This is a genomic window from Pseudonocardia sp. NPDC049154 (assembly GCF_040648315.1).
Classification (GTDB): Bacteria; Actinomycetota; Actinomycetes; order Mycobacteriales; family Pseudonocardiaceae; genus Pseudonocardia.
The window spans coordinates 1-18,637 of the sequence record NZ_JBEZDN010000150.1; the positions used below are offsets into that span (position 1 = coordinate 1).

General features: G+C 76.1%; 16 protein-coding genes. 8 read left to right on the plus strand and 8 right to left on the minus strand.

Going from position 1 to position 18,637, the window contains the following annotated elements; genetic code table 11:
• Window positions 1-111: 111 nt before the first annotated feature.
• Together AB0B41_RS38250 and AB0B41_RS38255 are read right to left on the minus strand one after the other, a co-directional pair.
• The gene (locus AB0B41_RS38250) at window positions 112-1,209 is read right to left on the minus strand and encodes a quinone-dependent dihydroorotate dehydrogenase (RefSeq protein ID WP_358211921.1); all 1,098 of its coding nucleotides are present in this window, start codon (window positions 1,207-1,209) and stop codon (window positions 112-114) included.
• A 33-nt stretch (window positions 1,210-1,242) separates the two neighbouring features.
• On the minus strand, window positions 1,243-1,620 hold the full coding sequence (locus tag AB0B41_RS38255; RefSeq protein WP_358211922.1) for an RNA-binding S4 domain-containing protein: 378 nt from the start codon (window positions 1,618-1,620) through the stop codon (window positions 1,243-1,245).
• Between the two features lie 59 nt (window positions 1,621-1,679).
• On the opposite strand from AB0B41_RS38255, the gene AB0B41_RS38260 reads away from it, so the two are divergent.
• From AB0B41_RS38260 to AB0B41_RS38270, 3 genes are read left to right on the plus strand one after another with little or no spacing between them, the layout of a single operon-like run.
• On the plus strand, window positions 1,680-2,585 hold the full coding sequence (locus AB0B41_RS38260) for a DMT family transporter (RefSeq protein WP_358211923.1): 906 nt from the start codon (window positions 1,680-1,682) through the stop codon (window positions 2,583-2,585).
• 10 nt (window positions 2,586-2,595) lie between these two features.
• A complete protein-coding gene (locus AB0B41_RS38265; protein ID WP_358211924.1) occupies window positions 2,596-3,468 on the plus strand; it encodes a diacylglycerol kinase family protein in 873 nt (290 codons plus the stop codon).
• A gap of 38 nt (window positions 3,469-3,506) precedes the next feature.
• Window positions 3,507-3,704 (plus strand): hypothetical protein, encoded by a 198-nt coding sequence (locus AB0B41_RS38270; protein ID WP_358211925.1) that lies wholly within the window; start codon window positions 3,507-3,509, stop codon window positions 3,702-3,704.
• A gap of 1 nt (window position 3,705) precedes the next feature.
• Here AB0B41_RS38270 and AB0B41_RS38275 read toward each other — a convergent pair whose 3' ends face one another.
• Window positions 3,706-4,014 carry a metalloregulator ArsR/SmtB family transcription factor gene (locus AB0B41_RS38275; RefSeq protein ID WP_358211926.1) on the minus strand — a complete coding sequence of 103 codons (309 nt, stop codon included), beginning with the start codon at window positions 4,012-4,014 and terminating at the stop codon, window positions 3,706-3,708.
• The gene (locus AB0B41_RS38280; RefSeq protein WP_358211927.1) at window positions 4,011-4,442 is read right to left on the minus strand and encodes an SRPBCC domain-containing protein; all 432 of its coding nucleotides are present in this window, start codon (window positions 4,440-4,442) and stop codon (window positions 4,011-4,013) included. Before AB0B41_RS38280 ends, AB0B41_RS38275 begins: the two co-directional genes overlap by 4 nt.
• Before the next feature lie 82 nt (window positions 4,443-4,524).
• Between AB0B41_RS38280 and AB0B41_RS38285 the strand changes: the two genes are divergently transcribed.
• Window positions 4,525-5,178: an RraA family protein gene (locus AB0B41_RS38285; RefSeq protein WP_358211928.1), complete on the plus strand. Its 654-nt coding sequence runs from the start codon at window positions 4,525-4,527 to the stop codon at window positions 5,176-5,178.
• A gap of 3 nt (window positions 5,179-5,181) precedes the next feature.
• On the opposite strand, the gene AB0B41_RS38290 is transcribed toward AB0B41_RS38285, so the two are convergent.
• The gene (locus AB0B41_RS38290) at window positions 5,182-5,970 is read right to left on the minus strand and encodes a fumarylacetoacetate hydrolase family protein (RefSeq protein ID WP_358211929.1); all 789 of its coding nucleotides are present in this window, start codon (window positions 5,968-5,970) and stop codon (window positions 5,182-5,184) included.
• A 15-nt stretch (window positions 5,971-5,985) separates the two neighbouring features.
• Window positions 5,986-7,938, minus strand: coding sequence for a 4-alpha-glucanotransferase (malQ, locus tag AB0B41_RS38295; RefSeq protein ID WP_358211930.1), 1,953 nt, complete (start codon window positions 7,936-7,938; stop codon window positions 5,986-5,988).
• Window positions 7,939-8,201: 263 nt separating this feature from the next.
• On the opposite strand from malQ, the gene AB0B41_RS38300 reads away from it, so the two are divergent.
• Genes AB0B41_RS38300 through AB0B41_RS38310 form a run of 3 tightly spaced genes read left to right on the plus strand, consistent with a single transcriptional unit; the run spans window position 8,202 to window position 11,411 of the window.
• Window positions 8,202-10,244, plus strand: a complete 2,043-nt coding sequence (locus AB0B41_RS38300; RefSeq protein ID WP_358211931.1) for a carboxypeptidase regulatory-like domain-containing protein — start codon at window positions 8,202-8,204, stop codon at window positions 10,242-10,244.
• Window positions 10,244-11,068 carry a lysophospholipase gene (locus tag AB0B41_RS38305; protein WP_358211932.1) on the plus strand — a complete coding sequence of 275 codons (825 nt, stop codon included), beginning with the start codon at window positions 10,244-10,246 and terminating at the stop codon, window positions 11,066-11,068. The genes AB0B41_RS38300 and AB0B41_RS38305 overlap by 1 nt, the downstream gene beginning before the upstream one ends.
• Before the next feature lie 58 nt (window positions 11,069-11,126).
• Window positions 11,127-11,411 carry a hypothetical protein gene (locus tag AB0B41_RS38310; RefSeq protein WP_358211936.1) on the plus strand — a complete coding sequence of 95 codons (285 nt, stop codon included), beginning with the start codon at window positions 11,127-11,129 and terminating at the stop codon, window positions 11,409-11,411.
• A 3-nt stretch (window positions 11,412-11,414) separates the two neighbouring features.
• On the opposite strand, the gene AB0B41_RS38315 is transcribed toward AB0B41_RS38310, so the two are convergent.
• Together AB0B41_RS38315 and AB0B41_RS38320 are read right to left on the minus strand one after the other, a co-directional pair.
• Window positions 11,415-12,233, minus strand: a complete 819-nt coding sequence (locus tag AB0B41_RS38315) for an alpha/beta fold hydrolase (protein WP_358211933.1) — start codon at window positions 12,231-12,233, stop codon at window positions 11,415-11,417.
• Window positions 12,234-12,249: 16 nt separating this feature from the next.
• Entirely contained in the window at window positions 12,250-12,954 is a 705-nt protein-coding gene (locus tag AB0B41_RS38320; protein WP_358211934.1) for an acetoacetate decarboxylase family protein, read from the minus strand.
• Between the two features lie 144 nt (window positions 12,955-13,098).
• On the opposite strand from AB0B41_RS38320, the gene AB0B41_RS38325 reads away from it, so the two are divergent.
• A complete protein-coding gene (locus AB0B41_RS38325) occupies window positions 13,099-18,546 on the plus strand; it encodes a SpoIIE family protein phosphatase (RefSeq protein WP_358211935.1) in 5,448 nt (1,815 codons plus the stop codon).
• Window positions 18,547-18,637 lie beyond the last annotated feature (91 nt).

Sequence of the window (18,637 nt, forward strand, 5' to 3'; positions counted from 1 at the left end):
CCGGAGCTTCGGTTCCGGGGCCTTTCTGCGTTCTCGGATCAGGTGAGCGAACGGCGCTCTCGCTCACCAGGAATGAACGAGAGCGCCGTTCGCCTACTGTGGGAAAGCGGATCAGGCGGTGTCGGTTCCTACTGCGTCCGCGACACTCGTGTGTCCGTTCCGGCGCAGGAGGGCGGCGAGTTCGCGGTTGACCCGGCGGGGCCAGGTGCCGCCGCCGTAGATGAAACCGGTGTAGGCCTGCACCAGGGATGCGCCGGCGGTGATGCGGCGGTAGGCGTCCTCCCCGGTGAAGATCCCGCCCACGGAGATGATGGTGCGGTCCGGGCCGAGCCGCGCGCGCAGCTTCCCGACCACGGTGTGCGCGACGGTCGCGAGCGGCAGGCCCGACATCCCGCCGGCCCCGATCGCCTCCACCTCGGCGGCCGGGGTGCGCAGGCCGTCCCGGGACACGGTGGTGTTGGTGGCGACCACGCCGTCGAGCTCCAGCCGGGCGGCCATGTCGGCGACCGCGTCCACGTCGTCGTCGGCCAGGTCGGTAGTGATCTTGACGAGCAGCGGCATCCGGCGGCCGGGCACCGCGGAGTCGAGCTCCTCCCGCACGGCCCCCAGCAGCGGCTCGAGGACGGCCACCTGCTGCATGTCGCGCAGGCCCGGAGTGTTGGGCGAGCTGACGTTGACCACGACGTAGTCGGCGTGCGGCCCGAGGACGCGCGCGCTGTGCCGGTAGTCGTCGATCGCCTCGTCCGGCGTCGCGGCCTTGCTCTTGCCGATGTTGAGGCCGAGGAGCGGTCGGCCCTCGCGGGGGAGCGCGGTCAGGCGGGCGGCGACGGCGTCGGCCCCGCAGTTGTTGAACCCCATGCGGTTCACGAGGGCCTTGTCCTCGGGGAGGCGGAAGAGCCGCGGCTTGGGGTTGCCCGGCTGCGGGCGCGCGGTGATCGTGCCGAGCTCGACGAACCCGAAGCCCAGCCGGCCGAGGGCGACCGGGCCGCGGGCGTCCTTGTCGAAGCCGGCGGCCAGCCCGAGCGGGTTCGGGAAGTCGACGCCGAACACCCGCGTCCGCAGGACCGGATCGGACTCGGTCAGCAGGGAACCGAGGCGCGGGCCGACGACCGGGGACCCGGCGACGCCCCGGATCGCGCCGAACGCGACGCCGTGGATCGGCTCGGCGGGGATGCGCCGCAGGACGTGCCGGAACAGCAGGTCGTACATGTCCCCATCATCGCCCACCCGCCGCGGGCGGGCCTAGGGACGGGGCGGGCGCAGGGCGCCGAGCTGGTCGAGCATCCGCCGCTCCCGCTTGGTGGGCCGGCCGGTCCCGCGGTCTCGGACGGCGAAGACCGGGCGGGCCTCCTTGGGCGGCGGGGGCGGCGTGCGGTCGAGGTAACAGGCCTGCGCCTCGGGCGCGCCGACCCGCTTCTGGATCACCTTGGCGACCTCGACGATCCGCGTCTGCTCGTACACCCGCGCGCGGACCTCGTCACCGGGGTGGACCGTGGTGGCGGGCTTGGCGGGGCGGTCGTTGACGCGCACGTGGCCGCCCCGGCAGGCGGCCGCGGCGTCGGACCGGGTCTTGGCCAGCCGGACCGACCAGAGCCAGCGGTCGAGGCGGGTGGACTCCATCCCTCCATCGTGACAGGACCGCGCGGCATAGATCCACCGCGCGCGCGGTTGCCCCGGGCATGACGCAGGTGCGGGACCGGACGTGGCTCGTGGCCGTCGCGGCGGCGCTGTGGGGCACGGACGGTCTGCTCCGGGCCCCGCTCGCGGGCGCCCTCCCGGCCGCGACGGTGGTGTTCTGGGAGCACCTGATCGCCGTCGTCGTGCTGCTGCCGCTCGTCCCGTCGGCGGTGCGGGCGTTCCGGGCGGCCCCGACGCGCGACCGGGTCGCCCTCCTCGTGATCGGAGCCGGATCGTCGGCCCTGGCCACCGCGCTGTTCACAGCCGCCTTCGCCACCGGCGACGCACTCACCCCGCTCGTGCTCCAGAAGCTGCAGCCGCTCGTGGTGGTCATCGCGGCGGCGGCCCTGCTCGGGGAGCGGGTCCGCGCCGGGTACTGGCTGTTCGCGGTACCGGCCCTGGTCGGCGCCTGGCTGGTCGCCTTCCCCGATCCGCTCGCGGTGCAGGTCCGTGAGCTCGGGGCGGCGGGGCTCGCGATCGGCGCCGCGGTGCTGTGGGGCTTCGGCACGGTGCTCGGCAGGATGGTCGGGGTACGCACGGCCCCGCGCGACGTCACGGTGCTGCGGTTCCTCGTCGGGCTGCCGGCCTCGGCGGTCATCGTCGCGGTGCAGGGCGCCCCGCTCGCCGTCTCGCCCGGCCAGCTGGGTCCGCTGGCCCTGCTCGCGCTGATCCCCGGGCTGCTCGCGCTGGTCCTCTACTACGTCGGGCTGCGCGACACCCCCGCGGCGCGGGCCACCCTCGCCGAGCTCGCCTTCCCCGCGACCGCGACGGTCCTCGGCATCGCCTTCCTCGGCGTCTCACCCAGCCCCACGCAGTGGATCGGGCTGCTGGTCGTCGTGGCGGCCATCACCGCGCTCGGGCTGCGCGAACGCGGTGCAGAACCGGTCGTCCTGGCCCGGACCGGATAGGGTGCGCGGCGTGGCGCGCGCCTACGACCGGGTCGTCATCGTCTTCAACCCGAACAGCACCGGGGATGCGCAGGAGCGCGCCGAGGAGCTCAAGTCCGGGCTGGCGGAGCGGGCCGCCGAGCTGCCCGTCGAGCTGCGCCCCACCGAGTACGCCGGGCACGCGCGGGAGATCGCCCGCGAGGAGGCCGGATCGGGTGCGCCACTGGTCGTGTCGGTGAGCGGCGACGGCGGCTACAACGAGGTCGTTGACGGCCTGATGAAGGCCGGCGAGTCGCGGGCCGTCGCGGCGGTCCTGGCCGCGGGCAACGCGAACGACCACCGCCGCGTCGTCGGCCGGCGCCCCCTGCTCGAGGCGATCGTCGAGGGCCGCACGGAACGGCTCGACCTGCTGCGGCTGAGCGTCGACGACGAGGAGCCGCGGCACGCCCACTCCTACATCGGCCTCGGCATCACGCCGGTCGTCGCGCTGGAGCTCGAGCGCGGCGGCAAGGGGTCGATCAAGGAGATCCTGACGACCGTCCGGGCCTTCTCGCAGTTCCGCCCGTTCACCATCGAGGTCGACGGCGGGCGGCAGAACTTCGACAGTCTCGTGTTCGCCAACATCGCCGAGATGGCGAAGTACGCCACGCTCAGCGAGGACAGCAGGCCGGACGACGGCGTGTTCGAGGTGGTGCTGCTGCCGCACAGCTCGAAGCTCCGGGTGCTGGCCACCGCGGTCAAGGCGGCGGTACGGGGGCTGGGCCCGCAGCCGAGCGTGCGGGAGTACGCGTTCCGGACCGTCGACCCGATGCCGCTGCAGGTCGACGGCGAGGTCCTCGAACTCGACGCCGGCGCCCGGGTGCGGGTCGACATCGTCCCCGCGGCGCTCGCGACGGTGCGCTGAGCCCGTTTGCCCGCCCGCCGGGGAGGTACGCCCGGCACATGGAACGTGGCAGCAGCAAGCACAGCGCCCGCGTCGACGAGCAGGAGGCCGCCGAGGTCCGGGGCCGGATGGGCAATCACGGCGGGCACCGCGAGGAGTGGGCGGAGACCGAGCCGCGCGAGGGCGTCGAGAACCGCATCGAGCGGACGGAGCTCCCGCCCCGCCCGCTCGACGACACCGACCCCGACGAGGGCTGACCTAACGGCCCTCCTCCGCGATCGCCTTGATCGCGGTGAGCCTGCGGTCCCACTCCTCCGCCAGGCCCGTCAGCCAGGCCGCGGCCGCGATCAGCCCGTCCGGCCGGGGGGACCAGCGGACCTCCCGGCCGTGCCGCGTGGAGCGGACCAGCCCGGCCGCGTCGAGCACCCCGAGGTGCTGGACCACGGCCTGGCGGCTGATCGGCAGATCGCGCGCCAGTGCGGTCGCGCTGGCCTCCCCGCGCGCGAGCCGCTCGAGCAGCTCGCGGCGGGTGGGGTCGGCGAGGGCCGACAGGGCCCGACCGCTCATGCCGGCACGGTCTCCAGGTAGCGCTGCAGCTCCGCGGTCTTCAGCGCCCAGCCCTCGGTGTTCCCGCGGTGGTAGGCCGCGGCGTCGCCGGTCAGGCTCGCGAAGCCGCTCTCCCTGACCCGGACGAGGGTCCCGTCCGCGGTCTCGGTGAGGGTGAACTCGACGAGCGTCTCGTCCCCCGGTGCGGGTTCGGTCTCCCGGCTGCGCGCCCACCGGAAGCTGAACACCTCCGGCTCCTCGACGCGCTCGACGCGGGCGACGCTCGTCCCGTGGCCCTCGAAGCTGAGCGTCAGCCTGCCGCCGGGCCGCAGGTCGATCTCGGCCCCGGCGTCGCCGAACCAGCGGCCGAGGTGCTGGGCCTGCGTGATGACGTCCCAGACGCGGGCCCGGGCGGCGTTGACGGTGATCTCGCGGGTGATGGTGTCCATGTGTCCTCCTCGGTTGATGTGCAACCTCAGACTTGCACTATCCGGAGGTGCAAGTCAAGGCTTGCGGATGCACGATGGGGACATGGACACGCTGATGGAGCGCCTCCGCGCGGTGCAGGTCTCGTCGCTCTGCGACGCCGACAAGGGGCTCGCCGTCGTCGACCCGGCGATCCGTGCGATGGTCCCGGACGTCTCGTTCGCCGGGCCCGCCTTCACGCTGCTCGCGTACGACGACCACCTGCCGGTGCTCGTCGCGCTGCGCGAGGCCGAGCCCGGCTCGGTCCTGGTCGTGGCCACCAACTCGCTGCGCAAGGCGGTGTCGGGGGAGCTGTTCGCCACCGAGGCGCGCCGGCGGGGTCTCGCCGCGATCGTGATCGACGGCTACTGCCGCGACGTTCGCGGGCTGCGCCGGATCGGCCTGCCGGTGCACGCGCGCGGCACGAACCCGATGTCCGGCACGACCCGGGACCCGGGCACGTTCGGGCGGGAGGTGTTGCTCGGACGGGTGCGCGTCTCCCCGGGCGACCTCGTCGTCGGGGACGACGACGGCATCGTCGTCGGCCCGCGGGAGCGCTTCGCCGCGGCGATCGATGCCGCCGAGGAGATCGAGCGGGCGGAGAAGGCGCTCGTCGAGGGCATGGCGGCGGGCCGGGACCTGCACGGCATGACCACGGTCGACGAGCACCTCGCCGCCCTGGCGAAGGAACGGCCCAGCACCCTCGGCTTCACCGTGTAGCGGTCAGGAGGAGAAGGTGATCTCCACGGAGCCGTGGGGGCCGAAGTCGGCGCGGACGGCGTCGCCCGCGGAGATGGCCGGGACCGGGGTGGTGGAGCCGGTCGTCACGATCTCGCCCGCCCGGAGACCCGTCCCGAGGTGGGCGAGCTCCTCGGCGAGCCACACCAGCGCGGTGCGCGGGTCGCCCATCACCTCGGCGCCGGTGCCCGCGGCCGCCTTCTCGCCGTTGATCCACAAGGCTGTCCCCGCTGTGGACAACTCGATCCCCCGCCAGTCGGGGATCTCCGGGCCGAGCACGAACTGCCCGGCGCAGGCGACGTCGGCGAGCAGCTGCGAGCTGCCGGCCCGCGGGTAGTCCCGCAACCGCGAGTCCGGCACCTCGATCGCCAGGTGCAGTGCCGCCACCGCCGCGAGCACGTCCTCGCGGGAGGCCCCCGCCGGTACGTCCGACGCCATCCGGAACGCGAACTCCGCCTCGACCACCCGCATGTGCAGGCCCCCGAAGGGCAGCGTGTCGCCGGGCTCGAAGCGGAAGCGGTCGAACAACCGGCCCGGCAGCGGGGTGCCGATGCCGATCACGGCCTGGCTCGGTGCCGACGTCGCCGCGATCTTCCAGCCGTAGCCCGCGCCCGCGCGCTCGCCGATCCGCTGCTGGATCGCCCAGCCGGCGACGTGGTCGTAGGGGCGCAGGTCCTCGGGGAGCTCGTCGATCACGTCACCGGCCGTCCACGCCGCCCAGAGCAGGTCGGCGGCGTGGTCGGCGGTCGTCAGGGCCTCGGCACTGAGGGGCATGGTGTGATCGTCGCCTCACCGGCCCCCGGAACGCAATGCCGCGACGACCTCCTTCACCCGCGGGTCCGCCACCAGCTCCTCGAGCGACACGGGCAGCGGGAGCCGCCAGTTCGGGTACTCGTCGACGGTCCCGGGCAGGTTGGGCTGGCGCGTCTCGCCGACGACGTCGTACGGCGAGGCGAGCACGAGCCGGCTGCGGCTGCGGGCCAGCAGCGCGTGCATCGCGACGACGATCCGGTCCTCGGGCGCGTCGGCGGACTCCAGCACCCCCTCGGCGACCAGCAGCCCGACCAGCTCCTCGCGCTCGGCGGCGGCCTTCCGCTCCTCGGCCGCGACGTCGTCGAGCAGGCCGAGGTCGGCCCGGGCCCGGACGTGCTCGCCGGTCAGGAAGCCCGACGCCGTCGGCAGGTCGTGGGTGGAGATGGTCGCGACCGCCTCCTCCGGCCACTCGCCGGGCGGCATCAGCGCGTCGTCGCGCTCGGGGTCGCGGGCGAACCAGAGCACGGTCGACCCGAGCATGTTGCGGCTGTGCAGGGCCTCGGTGACCTCGGGTTCCACGGTGCCGAGGTCCTCGCCGACCACCGCCGCGCCCGCCCGGGAGGCCTCGAGCGTGAGGACGGCAAGCATCGCCTCGGCGTCGTAGTGCACGTAGGTGCCGCGGTCGGGCGTGCGGCCCGGCGGCACCCACCAGAGCCGGAACAGCCCGGCGACGTGGTCGATGCGCAGCCCGTCCGCGTGGGTGAGCAGCGCGCGGAGCATGTCGCGGTAGGCGGCGTACCCGGTCCCGGCCAGCCGGTCGGGGCGCCACGGAGGCAGGCCCCAGGCCTGTCCACGCTGGTTGAAGGCATCCGGCGGGGCGCCGACGGTCACGTCGAGGGCCAGGACGTCCTGCAGCGCCCAGGCGTCGGCGCCCTCCGGGTCGCACCCCACGGCGAGGTCGTGGATGACGCCGAGGGGCATGCCCGCCTCGCGGGCCGCGGCGCGGGCGGCGGCGAGCTGGTCGGCGAGCCGCTGCTGCACCCAGCCGTGGAACGCGACCCGCGGGGCGAGCTCGCGCCGGGCGCGGCCGACGGCCTCGGAGCCGGGATGCCGGAGCTCCTCCGGCCAGAGGGTGAACCGGCCGCCGTAGCGCTCGGCGAGCGCGCAGTAGGTCGCGAAGTCGACGAGATCGGGACCGGGCTCGACGGGGTCGGGGCGGCCGGCCGACCGCCACAGCAGCTCCAGCGCCGCCCGCTTCGCCGCCCACACCCGGTCGTGCGCGATGCGGTCGCCGACGGTCTCCGGACGCAGGGCGTCGACCTCGGCGCGGGTGGCCGCGTCCGCGGAGGCGTACTCGGCCAGGTCGGTGATCCGCAGCGCGAGCGGGGTTGCGAACCGCCGGCTCGACGGCGTGTACGGCGACGGTTGCACCGGCGAGAGCGGGGTGATCGCGTGCAGGGGGTTGAGCAGGATCGCCGACGCGCCCTGCTCGCCGGCGTGCGCGGTGAAGCTCCGCAGGTCGCCGAGGTCGCCGATGCCCCAGCTGCCCGCCGAGTGCAGTGCGTAGAGCTGGAGCATCCAGCCCCAGGACCGCGGGGTCGCCGGCAGCGCCGGGGGCGAGACGACGACCGTGACCTGCTGCTCCGCCGTCTCCAGCCGATACCAGCCGGGCTCCAGGCCGGCCAGCTCGCCCTCGACCTCGCGGCGGCTGCCGTCCTCGCCGACGAGCACGCCGGGCACGGGGAGCGGCCGCGAGCGGTCGGCGCGCAGGCCGATCGTGCCGGGGAGCAGACCGCGCGCGGCCTGCTCGCGGGCCTCGGCGAGCGCCGCGGCCCGCGCGGCGGGGGTGGTCGCGTCGACCTCGAGCAGGCCGAGGACCTCGACGACCACCTCCTCGTCGACGGTGACCGGCCTGCGGTCGCCGTCGTTGTAGCCCGTCGCGACGCCGTGCGCCGCGGCCAACTCCGAGAGGTCCGGATCGAATGCCACGAGGGGGAATCGTCCCGGATCGGGGCCGCCTCCGCCCGCTCGGATCCCCCGGACGCGCCGGGGCCGGTCACCCGCGCCGACTGAATCGCGCTGAGCTGGGCCGATACCCGCCCGGGCGACACGCCGCGAACCGGTCGCCGAACAGGGTGAAGGGGTGTCCCGGTGCTACGGTCCTCCGACGAGTCCGGGCGGGCCCGCACGTCTCGCGCGGCCGCGGCGAGGGCACCGGTCGGGCCTCGACGAGATCGCGCGAGGAGAGCCGAATGAGCACGTGGGCCCTGGTCGTCATGGTCCTGCTCGTGCTGCTGGCCGCCGGGATCGTCCTGGTGGCGATGCGCCGCGGGGACCGGGGCGGGGCGACCGCCGCCGGGAGTCCCCGACCCGAACCCCGCCCCGCCGGACGGACCGTGGGCGACCTGGTCCGCGACCGGTCCGCCGGTGCACCCGCCGACCCCGGGCCCGCCGAGCCCACCGAGCCCGCCGAGCCCATTGCGCCGGCCGAGGACCCGACCACGGCCGAGGACGCGCCCGCCGCGCCGGCCGAGCCCCCCGCGGACGAGCGGCCCGAGGAGCCTCCCGCGGAGCGCCGGGTCGTGGCCGAGGAGGTCGACGCCGGCCCCGTCGGTCCTCCGTGGACCCGCGGTTTCGTCGACGGCGTCCCGGTCGAGGCCCCGCCGCGCACCCGACCGCAGCGCCGCTCCTCGGTGGACCCGGCGCTGGTCGCCCGGGTCACCTCGGTCGCGCCGCCCACCCCCGCCCGCGACGACCGCCCGATGGCGCGGGGGATCGTCAGCCCGGCCGTCGCCGAGGCGGTGGCGCGCGCCGAGGCGTCGCGCCGGCAGGGTCCCGAGCCGTTGTCGGACGACGCGTCGGTGCCCGCGCCGCGCGACGGCGCCGGTCAGCGCCCGGTCCTCGCCGTGGTGCGGGGCGGGGCGGACGACGGTCGCGAGGTCCGCAGGCTGCGCGCGGTGCCGTTCGTGACCGCGACGGCGGGCGTTGCCGCGGCCGCGTCGCTCGCCGAGCAGGTGGTGGCGGAGCAGGCGGTCGAGGAGGTCGAGGAGCACCCGGCCGAGCAGGCCGAGGAGCCTCCGGTGGAGGTCGCGGAGCCGGCGGAGGAGCTGGCCGAGGACCCGGCCGAGGTGCACGCCGAGGAGCCGGCGATCGCGCGAGCCGAGGAGCCGGCGGAGCAGACGGTCGCCGCGCGCGCCGAGATCGAGGAGCCGGCCGACCAGGTGGCCGAGGTGCAGGCCGAGGAGCCCGCCGAGGTGGAGGATCTCGTCGTCGCGCCGGAGGAGCCGGTGGTCGAGGCCGCCGCGCCCGTGACCGCGTCCGACGAGCTCGCCGAGGTGTCGGACGAGGCGGCGGTGTCGGACGAGCCGGCGGTGTCGGACGAGATGCTCGTCGAGCTGCCGGAGGAGCCGCTCGCCGAGGAGCTGGGGGAGCCCGTCTCCGACGCCTCCGAGCCGGCCCCGGCGCCCACCCCCGCGCCCCCCACCAGCCCCGACGTCGTGATCGACACCCCGGCTGCGGCGGTCGCGCCCGCGCCCGTCACGCTGAGCCCCGTGAGCCCGACGACGAGCGCCCCCGAGCCCGCCCCGCAGCCCGCCGCCACCGACGAGGCCCGCGCGGCCGAGCACGCCGCCGTCGACCTGGCCCTGCTGCGCACGCTCGGGTTCGCCGACCCCAACCCGCGCCCCGGCGCCGCACCCGTCGTCGACCTCGCGGTCGCGCACGAGGAGGAGGAGCCGCTCGCGCCCGGGCAGGCCGTGCCCGTGCGGTTCTCCGTGGTGCAGCGGGACCGGTTCCCGGTCGCCGACGCCACCGTCACGCTGCTCGACCCGCGCGGCCGCGAGACCGCCTCGGCGAAGGCCGACGTCGAGGGCCGCGGCGAGGTCACCGCGCCCCGGGCGGGCGGATACGTCCTGGTCGCGGCGGCGGACGGGCACCAGCCCGGGGTCGTCGCGCTGACCGTCCCGGCCACCGAGTACGCGGTGGCGGAGGTCGAGGTGCAGCTCGTGCGCTCGTCGACGGTCGCCGGCGCGATCCGCGACGCTCGGGGTTCCGGGGTCGCCGAGGTCGCGGTCTCGCTGCTGCAGGACGGCGAGCTGGTCGCGACCACGATCACCGCGGCCGACGGCGGCTACCGCTTCGGCGAGCTGGCCGCCGGCGAGTACACGATCGCGGTCGTCGCCGAGGGGCGCGAGCCGCGGGCCCTCCCGGTCCGGGTGGGCGAGGAGGCCGACGCGGCGCAGGACGTCGTGCTGGCCGGGCCGGTCGCGCAGTCGACCGGCGCCGCCGACCACTGATGCCGGTCGCGGAGGGACGTCTGCCCGGCGTCCTCGGCGAGCTGTTCTGGCGGGCCTGGCTCCCGGCGGACGAGGCGACCGGCATCGTGCTGGTCAGCCACGGCCTGGGGGAGCACTCCGGCCGCTACGCCGAGCTCGCCGCGGCCCTCGCCGCGGACGGCTGGGCGGTCTACGCCCCCGACCACGCCGGCCACGGGCTGTCCGAGGGCCGGCGGGTCGACGGCGGCCCCGCCAACTGGGTCCCCGATCTCGACCTGGTCCGCCGGCACGCCGCCGCCCGGCACCCCGGGCGGCCGGTGATCCTGCTGGGACACAGCATGGGCGGGCTGATCGCGCTGCGCTACGCCGCCGCGCACCAGGCCGCGCTCGCCGGCCTGGTCCTCTCCGCCCCGGCCCTGTCGAAGCAGGCCGTCCCCGGCCGGCTCGTCCCGGTGCTGACCGCGCTCGCCCGGGTCGCACCGACGCTGCGGCCGGCGGGGATCGACGTCGCGGACCTCAGCAAGGATCCCGCCGTGGTCGCGGGGTACCGGGCCGATCCGCTCGTCCACCACGGTCACCCGACGCTGCGGCTCGGCTCCGCGATGTTCGACGCCATGGACGAGGTGCTGGCCACCGCGGCGGAGATCAGGCTCCCGGTGCTGCTGCAGCACGGCGCCGACGACCGGATCACGACCGTCGAGACCTCGCGCGCGCTGGCGGCTGTCCTCGGCTCCGAGGACCTCACGGTGGAGTTCTACGACGGCCTCTGGCACGAGATCTACAACGAGCCGGAGCGGGAGCGCCCGATCGCCGACCTCCGCGCCTGGCTCGCCGCGCACCGCTGATCGTCACTGACGAGATGGTGAGTACCGCAGGAAGAAGTGCAGACATCCGCCGCGGTACCTGGGCGACGACCCGGGCCTCGCCCAGGGACTCGATCGGCGCGATTCTCCGGGCGGGGGAGGCCCCCCGGGCGCCGGGCTCGACGCCGGGGACCACCCGGGCCACCTCAGCACGGTCACGATGACGGGCGCGACCTCGGACCACATCGTCGAGACGAGCGCGTCGCTCGGCCTGGACCTCGCCCTCCGCGCGGCCGTCCAGGCGCACTACCGGCGGGCGATCGAGAGCTGGCACGGTGGCGACAACTGGACGCGCATCATCGACGGCATCCGCGACCCGCGCTGACGGTCAGGGCGCCCCGTCCAGCAGGGGCCGCAGCGCCTCGGCGAAGGCGACGGGTGCGCCGAGGAAACCGCGATGGTCCCCGGGCATCTCGACGAGCGCGGTGCCCAGCGCTCCCGCGAGGGTCTCGGTGGCGCGGCGCGGGACCTGCCCCGCCGAGTCCCGCCCCGCGGCCATCACGATCCGCGGGCCGAGGGAGCGCAGCGCCTCGACGTCCGGCTGGTAGCGGCTGACGGCGACCACGGTGTGCGCGAAGAACCCCGGCAGGTTGGCGGCGAACCGGGCGAGCGTCTCGAGGGCGGCCGGGTCGTCCGTCGGCGGGGGCGGCGCGTCGCCGTCCATGCCGGTACTGGCGAGGAACCGGGTCATGGCCGCCGGGGTGCCCTCCCGCCGTTGGATGTCGGCCAGCCGTCCGCCGTCGTGCCCGGCGGCGTCAGGCAGCAGGGCGGTGACCGGCGGCTCGTGCGCGACCAGGCGCTCGACCCGCTCGGGACGCCGCACGACGAGCTCCAGGCCGGTGACCGCGCCGGCACTGCTGCCGAAGACGGTCGCGGGGCCCGCGCCGACCGCGTCGAGCACGCGGCGGGCGTCGTCGGCGAGCGTCGTGACCGACGCCGCCGACCCCGGGTCCGCGGCCGGACTGCGGGAGGTGCCGCGCGGGTCGTACGCGACGACGGTGTGGTCCGCGGCGAGCAGCGGGGCGATCCCGTCGTAGGAGGCGGAATCGGCCGCCCCGCCCGGGATGAGCAGCAGGACCGGCCCGAACCCCCGCACCTCGCAGTGCAGACGGGCCCCCGGGACCTCGACCACCCGGATCTCCGTCACGGATGCCGATGATGCCCTAGATCGGCAGCTCCTCGGCAGGGTCCATGTCGAACGCGAGGTGGTCGACGATCGCGGTGAGCAGCGGCCGCCGGGGCAGGCCGAGGGAGCGCAGCTCGTCGGCCATCGGGTGTCCCGAGCCGAGGACCAGCGTGCCCGCCCCGAGGCCGACCCGGACCCCGCGCAGCCGGGCCCGGACGGGGCTGGCGAGCATCACGCCGTCGCGCGGGGCGAAGGCGGTGACCGAGCCGGGCACGGTGCCGGGCAGCGCGAACGGCAGCGTCGAGAGGGCAGCGGTGAGGACGTGCCCGCCCTCGTGGGCCAGGTGCCCGGTGGCGCGCGAGCCCCGGATGTCCAGCTCGGCGGTCCCGAGCCACTTCGGCAGGCCCCAGAGCGCCCGCCCGGCCTCCATCGTGAACGTCTCGGTCACGGGCAGCTGCGTGATGTGCACGCCGACCCGCCCCCGGAACCGGACGGGCAGGGCGAGGGCCAGCTCGTCGTAGCTGCCGAGGTCGTTGACCCGGTAGTCGACCAGCCCGACGACCGCGAGCGTCCACCCCGCGACGGCCGCCGGCTCCAGCCCGGTGCCCTCCAGCAGCGCCGCCGCGCGAGCCGCCCGGACGGGGTACGCCGCGCAGGCCGCGCCCGCGTCGCCGATGCGCACGGGGAAGGTCAGGTGCTTCCCCTGCACCTCCCAGGTGCCGTCGTCGAGCTTCGTCGCCATGCGGGCATCCTGCCCGGTCGGAGGGGTCCGGGCGGCCGGAGGACGGGCCGTGTCCGGCCCGCGCGGGCCACGGTTCGCCGCGATTCCGGGGACCTGGCAGGCTGGTCCGGCGGGGCGCCGGTCCCGCGGTGTGGAGGAGGGCACGTGACGGATCCGGACGACCCCGGCGTCCGGCGCCTGCTCGTGACCGCCGACCCGGCGGACTCGCCCCTCGGGGCCCCGGGCGGCTGGCCCGCCGAGCTGACCTCGGCGGTGTCCCTCATGCTCGCCTCGCCGCACCCGCTGGCCCTGTTCTGGGGACGGGAGCACTGCGTCGTCTACAACGACGCCTTCGCCGGCGTCCTCGGCGAGCGGCACCCGTCGGCCTTCGGCCGGCCCGGCGCGCAGGTGTGGCCCGACGTGTGGGACCGGATCGGCCCCGCACTGCGGCACGTCCTCGACACCGGCGAGGCGGTCGAGCACACGGACGAGCGCCTGGTCCTGGACCGTCCCGGCGGCCCGCGGGAGACGTTCTGGCGCTCCGCGTTCAGCCCGGTCCGGACGGCCGACGGGTCGATCGCGGGCGTGTTCGACGTGATGTCCGAGAGCACCGCGCAGGTCGTGGCCGCCCGGCGCACCGCGCTGCTCGGCCGCCTGGCGCGGCTGGTGCGTGAGGCGGGCCCGGCCGACCCGGCCGCCGCCCACGTCGTCGCCGCGCTGGTGGACTCGCCGGACGTGCCGTTCGCGCTGCTCGGCGGGGTCGGGGCGCCGGTGGCCGTGGGGGTGGACCCGACCCCCGAGCTTCTCGCGCTGCTGGACCGGGAGGGCCTGGTCACGCTGCCGTCGGGCGAGCCGGCGTGGTCGGCAGGGCTGAGCGGCGGGGTCCGGCTGCTGCTCGGCGCGACGCCCCTGCAGCCGGCCGACGAGGAGTACCGCGAGTTCCTCGCGCTCGTGGCCGGGCACGTCGACGCCGCACTCGCGGCCGTCCGCGCCGCCGCCGAGGACCGGGAGCGCACCGGCGAGCTGGACGGCCGCGACCGCAGCCGGACCGAGTTCTTCACCGGCGTCAGCCATGAGTTCCGCACCCCGCTGGCGCTGATCATGGGTCCGCTCGAGCAGCTCCGCGCGGCGGACGACCCGCAGGTCCGGCACGACGCCGACGTCGCCCACCGCAGCGCGCAGCGGATGCTCAAGCTGGTCAACACCCTGCTGGACGTCTCGCGCCTGGAGGAGGGCCACCCCGACGCCGGGTTCACGCCCGTCGACCTCGGCACGCTCACCGGCGAGCTCGCCGCGCTGTTCCGCGCCCCGACCGAGCGTGCCGGCCTGCGGCTGGACGTCGACTGCCCGCCGTCCGAGCGGCCCGCCTGGGTCGACCAGGACATGTGGGAGAAGATCGTCCTCAACCTGCTGAGCAACGCCCTGAAGTTCACCTTCGAGGGCGGCGTGCGGGTGAGTACCCGGATCGAGGACGACCGGTTCGTGCTGCGGATCGCCGACACCGGCACCGGGGTGCCGGCCGCCGAGCTGCCCCGGCTGTTCGACCGCTTCCACCGGGTCCGCGCCGCCCGTGCCCGCTCGCACGAGGGCAGCGGCATCGGGCTGGCCCTGGTCCGCCAGCTCGTCGAGGTGCACGGCGGCACCGTCGACGCGGCCAGCACGCCCGGGGTCGGCAGCACCTTCACCGTGCGGCTGCCGCTCGGCTTCAGCCACCTGCCGGTCGAGAGCATCACCCTCGGGCGGCCCGCGGCGACCCCGCACCCGCGCCCCCAGACGTTCGAGCCGTTCGTCGCCGAGGCCCTGCGCTGGACGCCCGCGCCGCCCGAGGACCGCGGGACGCCGCGGCTGCCGGAGTCCGTCGACCCGCCGCAGGGCCGGGTGCTCGTGGTCGAGGACGACCCCGACATGCGCGAGCACCTGCAGCGGCTGCTGAGGGAGAACTGGTCGGTGCACGCCGTGTCCAGCGGGACCGAGGCGCTCGACGTGGCCCGCTCCGACCCTCCCGACCTCGTCGTCGCGGACGTCATGATGCCCGAGCTCGACGGCATCGGGCTGCTCCGCGCGCTGCGCGCCGACGCCCGCACCGCAGGGCTGCCGGTGGTGCTGCTCTCGGCGCGGGCCGGCGAGGAGGCCGCGGTCGAGGGCCTGGCCGCGGGCGCGGACGACTACCTCGTCAAGCCCTTCTCCGCGCGCGAGCTGCTGGCGCGGGTCGCCAACCACCTGCACCTCGGCCGGGTCCGGCGGGCCGCCGAGCTGCGTTTCCGGGCGATGGCCAACTCCACACCCGCGCTGATCTGGGTCGACGATGCCGGCGGGCACCGCGTGTTCGTCAACCGCGGCTGGCTGGACTTCACCGGTGCCCGGGACGCCGTCGGCGAGCTCGGGCTGGACTGGCGCGAGCGCATCCACCCGGACGACCGCGCGCGGTACCGCTCGGTCGTCGAGGCGGCGACCCGGACCGGCGCGCCGTTCGAGGTGGAGTACCGCCTGCGGGGCGGCGACGGCCGGTTCCGCTGGGTGCTCGACCGCGGCGCCCCCGTCGGCGCAGTGGGCAGCACGGACGGCGGCCCGGCCGGGCGGCGGGTCGGGTACGTCGGCGGTTGCCTCGACATCGACGCCCGGCACACCGAGCAGCGCCGCCACCAGCTCTACGCCGTCGTCGGCGACGCCCTGGACCGCGAGATCAGCCAGTCCGCGCGGCTGGAGGCGTTCGCCCGCACCGTGGTCGACCAGGGCCTGGGCGACATCGTGCGCGTGTTCACGGACGACGGCGCCGGTCCGGCCCTGCGGATCGTCGCCGCCACCGACCCGGACGTGGAGCGGGAGCTGCGGACGCTGCCCGGACTGCCCGTGCTGCACCGGCTCGCCGACGTCGACGACCCGGTGCTGCTGCCGCCCGAGGAGCTCGCCGCCGCCTTCGCCGACACCCCGCCCGAGGCCCAGGACGTGTGGCGACGGTCCGGTGCGCACTCCGCGTTGTTCGTCCCGCTCCGCGCCCGCGGCGGGATGCTCGGCATGTTCGCCGTCGCGCGCACGGGCGCCTCCCCGGTGCTCGACGAGTCCGACGTCGTGCTGTTCAGCGAGATCGCGCGGCGGGCGGCGGTCGCGGTGGACAACGCGCGGCTGCTGGAGCAGGAACGCGCCAGCAGCACGCGGCTGGGCCTGCTCCACCGGGCGACCGCCGAGATGTCCGCGGCCGCAACCCCCGCCGAGGTCGCCCGGACCGCGACCAGCCACCTCGTGGCGCTGCTCGGGTCCGCGGTGGCCGGGGTGTGGCAGACCCGTGGTGAGGACCTGCAGCTCCTGGCGTTGCAGGGCTGGCAGGGCGAGCTGCCCGCGGAGCTCGCCACCGTCTCCCTCGACGGCGACCACCCGGCGCGCACCGCCTTGCGCACCCGGCAGGCGCTCTGGTTCGAGGACGCCGAGGGCCTGCGCGGCGAGCACCCCCCGGCCGCGCAGTGGCTGGGCACCTTCGGGATCGAGGCGGCGTTCTGGGTGCCGCTCGTGGCGGGGGACCGCGACCTGGGCATGATCGCGGTCGGGTTCACCGGGCCGCGGGCGCTGACCGACAGCGACCGCGAGGCGACGCTGGCCGTGGCGGAACTGGCGGCCCAAGCGCTGGACCGCTCGCTGCTGCTGGTCGCCGAGACCGAGGGCCGCCGGCTCGCGGAGCGGCTCGGCGCCGTGGCCACCGCGCTCTCCCGCGCCACCGACCTGGAGTCGGTGGCCGACGTGATCCTCGCCCACGCGCGCTCGGCGATCGGCGCCGAGGCCGTCGTCGTGCTCCTGGTGGACGACGAGGAGATCCTGCACACCCTGGCCGCCGAGGGCTGGGCGGACGAGGACACCGGCCGGATCGTCGAGCACGGCCTGCGGGTGACCTCCGACCATCCGCTGGGCCAGGTGGTGCGCTCGGCCGAGCCGATCTGGGCGGCGAACGGGCAGCCGACCCCGTACCCGGTGCGCACGGCCGTCCCGCTGCTGGTCGCGGGCCGCGCGATCGGCGTGATCGGGCTCGGCTTCGGCCGCGACCCGGCCTTCGGGCCGGACGAGCGCGGGCTGGTGCTCACCCTGGCCAGCCAGTGCGCGCAGGCGGTCCAGCGGGCGCGGCTGCACCAGGCCGAGCACGAGGTCGCCGTGACCCTGCAGCGCAGCCTGCTGCCGCAGGAGCTGCCGCAGCTCGAGCGGCTCGCCGTGGCCACCCGGTACAACCCGGGGACCGAGGGCACCGAGGCGGGCGGGGACTGGTTCGACGTGCTCGACCTCGCCGACGGCCGGGTGGCGCTCGTGGTCGGGGACGTCGTCGGGCGCGGGCCGTCGGCCGCCGCGGTGATGGGGCAGCTGCGCAGCGCGCTCGCCGCGAACCTGGTCAACGGCCAGCCGCCGGCAACCGCCCTCGAACAGCTCGACCTGTTCGCCCGCCGGGTCAGCGGCGCCCGGGCCAGCACGGTCGCGTGCGCGGTCGTCGACACGGCGTCCGGGGAGCTGCGCTACGCGTGCGCCGGGCACCCGCCGCCGCTGGTCGCCGGGCCGGACGGGGTCCGGGTGCTCGACGGCGGCCGGGGCACCCCGCTCGGCGTCACGGGCCGACCGCCGTTCGCGGAGGCCGACGGCCGGATCGAGCCGGGGGAGACCATCCTGCTCTGCTCGGACGGGCTGTTCGAGCGCCGCACCGAGGTGATCGACGACGGCATGGACCGGCTGGCCGAGACCTTCGGCGCGCTGGCCGGGCACCGGCCGTCGGACATGGTCGACGTGCTGCTGGAGCGGATGCTCGACGCGGAGGGCGCCCCGGACGACACCGTCGTGGTGCTGGCCCGGCGGGTGCCCGAGCCCCTGACCCGGTCGATGCCGGCCGACGCCGAGTGCCTGGCCCCGATGCGCCGGGCGATCGCGGAGTGGGCGGCCCGGTGCGGGCTGGGCGAGGACGGCACCACCGACCTGCAGCTCGCCGTGGGAGAGGCGGTGACCAACGCCGTCGAGCACGCCTACACGAACGGCGACAGGCCGGCCGCCGACGCGGTCGAGCTGTCCCTGGAGCTGCAGCCCGAGGGCTCGGTCGCGGTGCGGGTCGTCGACCACGGGCTCTGGCGGCCGCCGCCCGCCGACCCCGGCTACCGGGGACGCGGCCTCGCGCTGATTCGTGAGCTGGCCGAGGACGTCGAGGTCCTCCCTGCCGACGACGGCACCGAGGTCTGGTTCCGGCTGCCGGCGCTGCCCGTGGAGGTGGTCCCGCGGCTGCCGGGCGGGGCGGCCGACCGGCCCGCCGAGTCCGCGCGGACCGACGGCGGCCCGGCCGTCACCCGGCTGCGGCGCTGGGCGGACCAGCACACGGTGCGCGTGCACGTGGAGGGGGACCTCGATCTCGCGGGCGTCGCCGCGGTGCGCTCGGACCTGCTCGCCGAGCTGGACCGCGGCAGGCCGCTCACCCTCACCCTGGCCGCCGACTCGTACGTCTCCAGCTCGGGGATCGCGCTGCTGTCGGAGCTGGCGCAGCGTGCGCGGGCCGGCGGCACGGAGTTGAGCGTGGTCACACCCTCGGACAGCCCGGCGCGCCGGATCCTGGTCCTCGCGGGGCTGGACACCCTGATAGGTGTGGTGCCGGACCCCTGAGTAGCCCTGTGTCAAGCCGCTCGGTGTTGATGGGCTTGGGCGGCGCGGTGTCTGGCGGGGTCGTAGGGGGTGTTGGTCTGCCAGCATTTCC

Excerpts from the sequence above, each read along its gene's own strand:
- AB0B41_RS38250 (WP_358211921.1), bottom strand. The coding sequence starts at position 1,209 with ATGTACGACCTGCTGTTCCGGCACGTCCTGCGGCGCATCCCCGCCGAG.
- AB0B41_RS38255 (WP_358211922.1), bottom strand. The coding sequence starts at position 1,620 with ATGGAGTCCACCCGCCTCGACCGCTGGCTCTGGTCGGTCCGGCTGGCC.
- AB0B41_RS38260 (WP_358211923.1), top strand. The coding sequence starts at position 1,680 with ATGACGCAGGTGCGGGACCGGACGTGGCTCGTGGCCGTCGCGGCGGCG.
- AB0B41_RS38270 (WP_358211925.1), top strand. The coding sequence starts at position 3,507 with ATGGAACGTGGCAGCAGCAAGCACAGCGCCCGCGTCGACGAGCAGGAG.
- AB0B41_RS38275 (WP_358211926.1), bottom strand. The coding sequence starts at position 4,014 with ATGAGCGGTCGGGCCCTGTCGGCCCTCGCCGACCCCACCCGCCGCGAG.
- AB0B41_RS38280 (WP_358211927.1), bottom strand. The coding sequence starts at position 4,442 with ATGGACACCATCACCCGCGAGATCACCGTCAACGCCGCCCGGGCCCGC.
- AB0B41_RS38285 (WP_358211928.1), top strand. The coding sequence starts at position 4,525 with ATGGACACGCTGATGGAGCGCCTCCGCGCGGTGCAGGTCTCGTCGCTC.
- AB0B41_RS38290 (WP_358211929.1), bottom strand. The coding sequence starts at position 5,970 with ATGCCCCTCAGTGCCGAGGCCCTGACGACCGCCGACCACGCCGCCGAC.
- AB0B41_RS38300 (WP_358211931.1), top strand. The coding sequence starts at position 8,202 with ATGAGCACGTGGGCCCTGGTCGTCATGGTCCTGCTCGTGCTGCTGGCC.
- AB0B41_RS38305 (WP_358211932.1), top strand. The coding sequence starts at position 10,244 with ATGCCGGTCGCGGAGGGACGTCTGCCCGGCGTCCTCGGCGAGCTGTTC.
- AB0B41_RS38320 (WP_358211934.1), bottom strand. The coding sequence starts at position 12,954 with ATGGCGACGAAGCTCGACGACGGCACCTGGGAGGTGCAGGGGAAGCAC.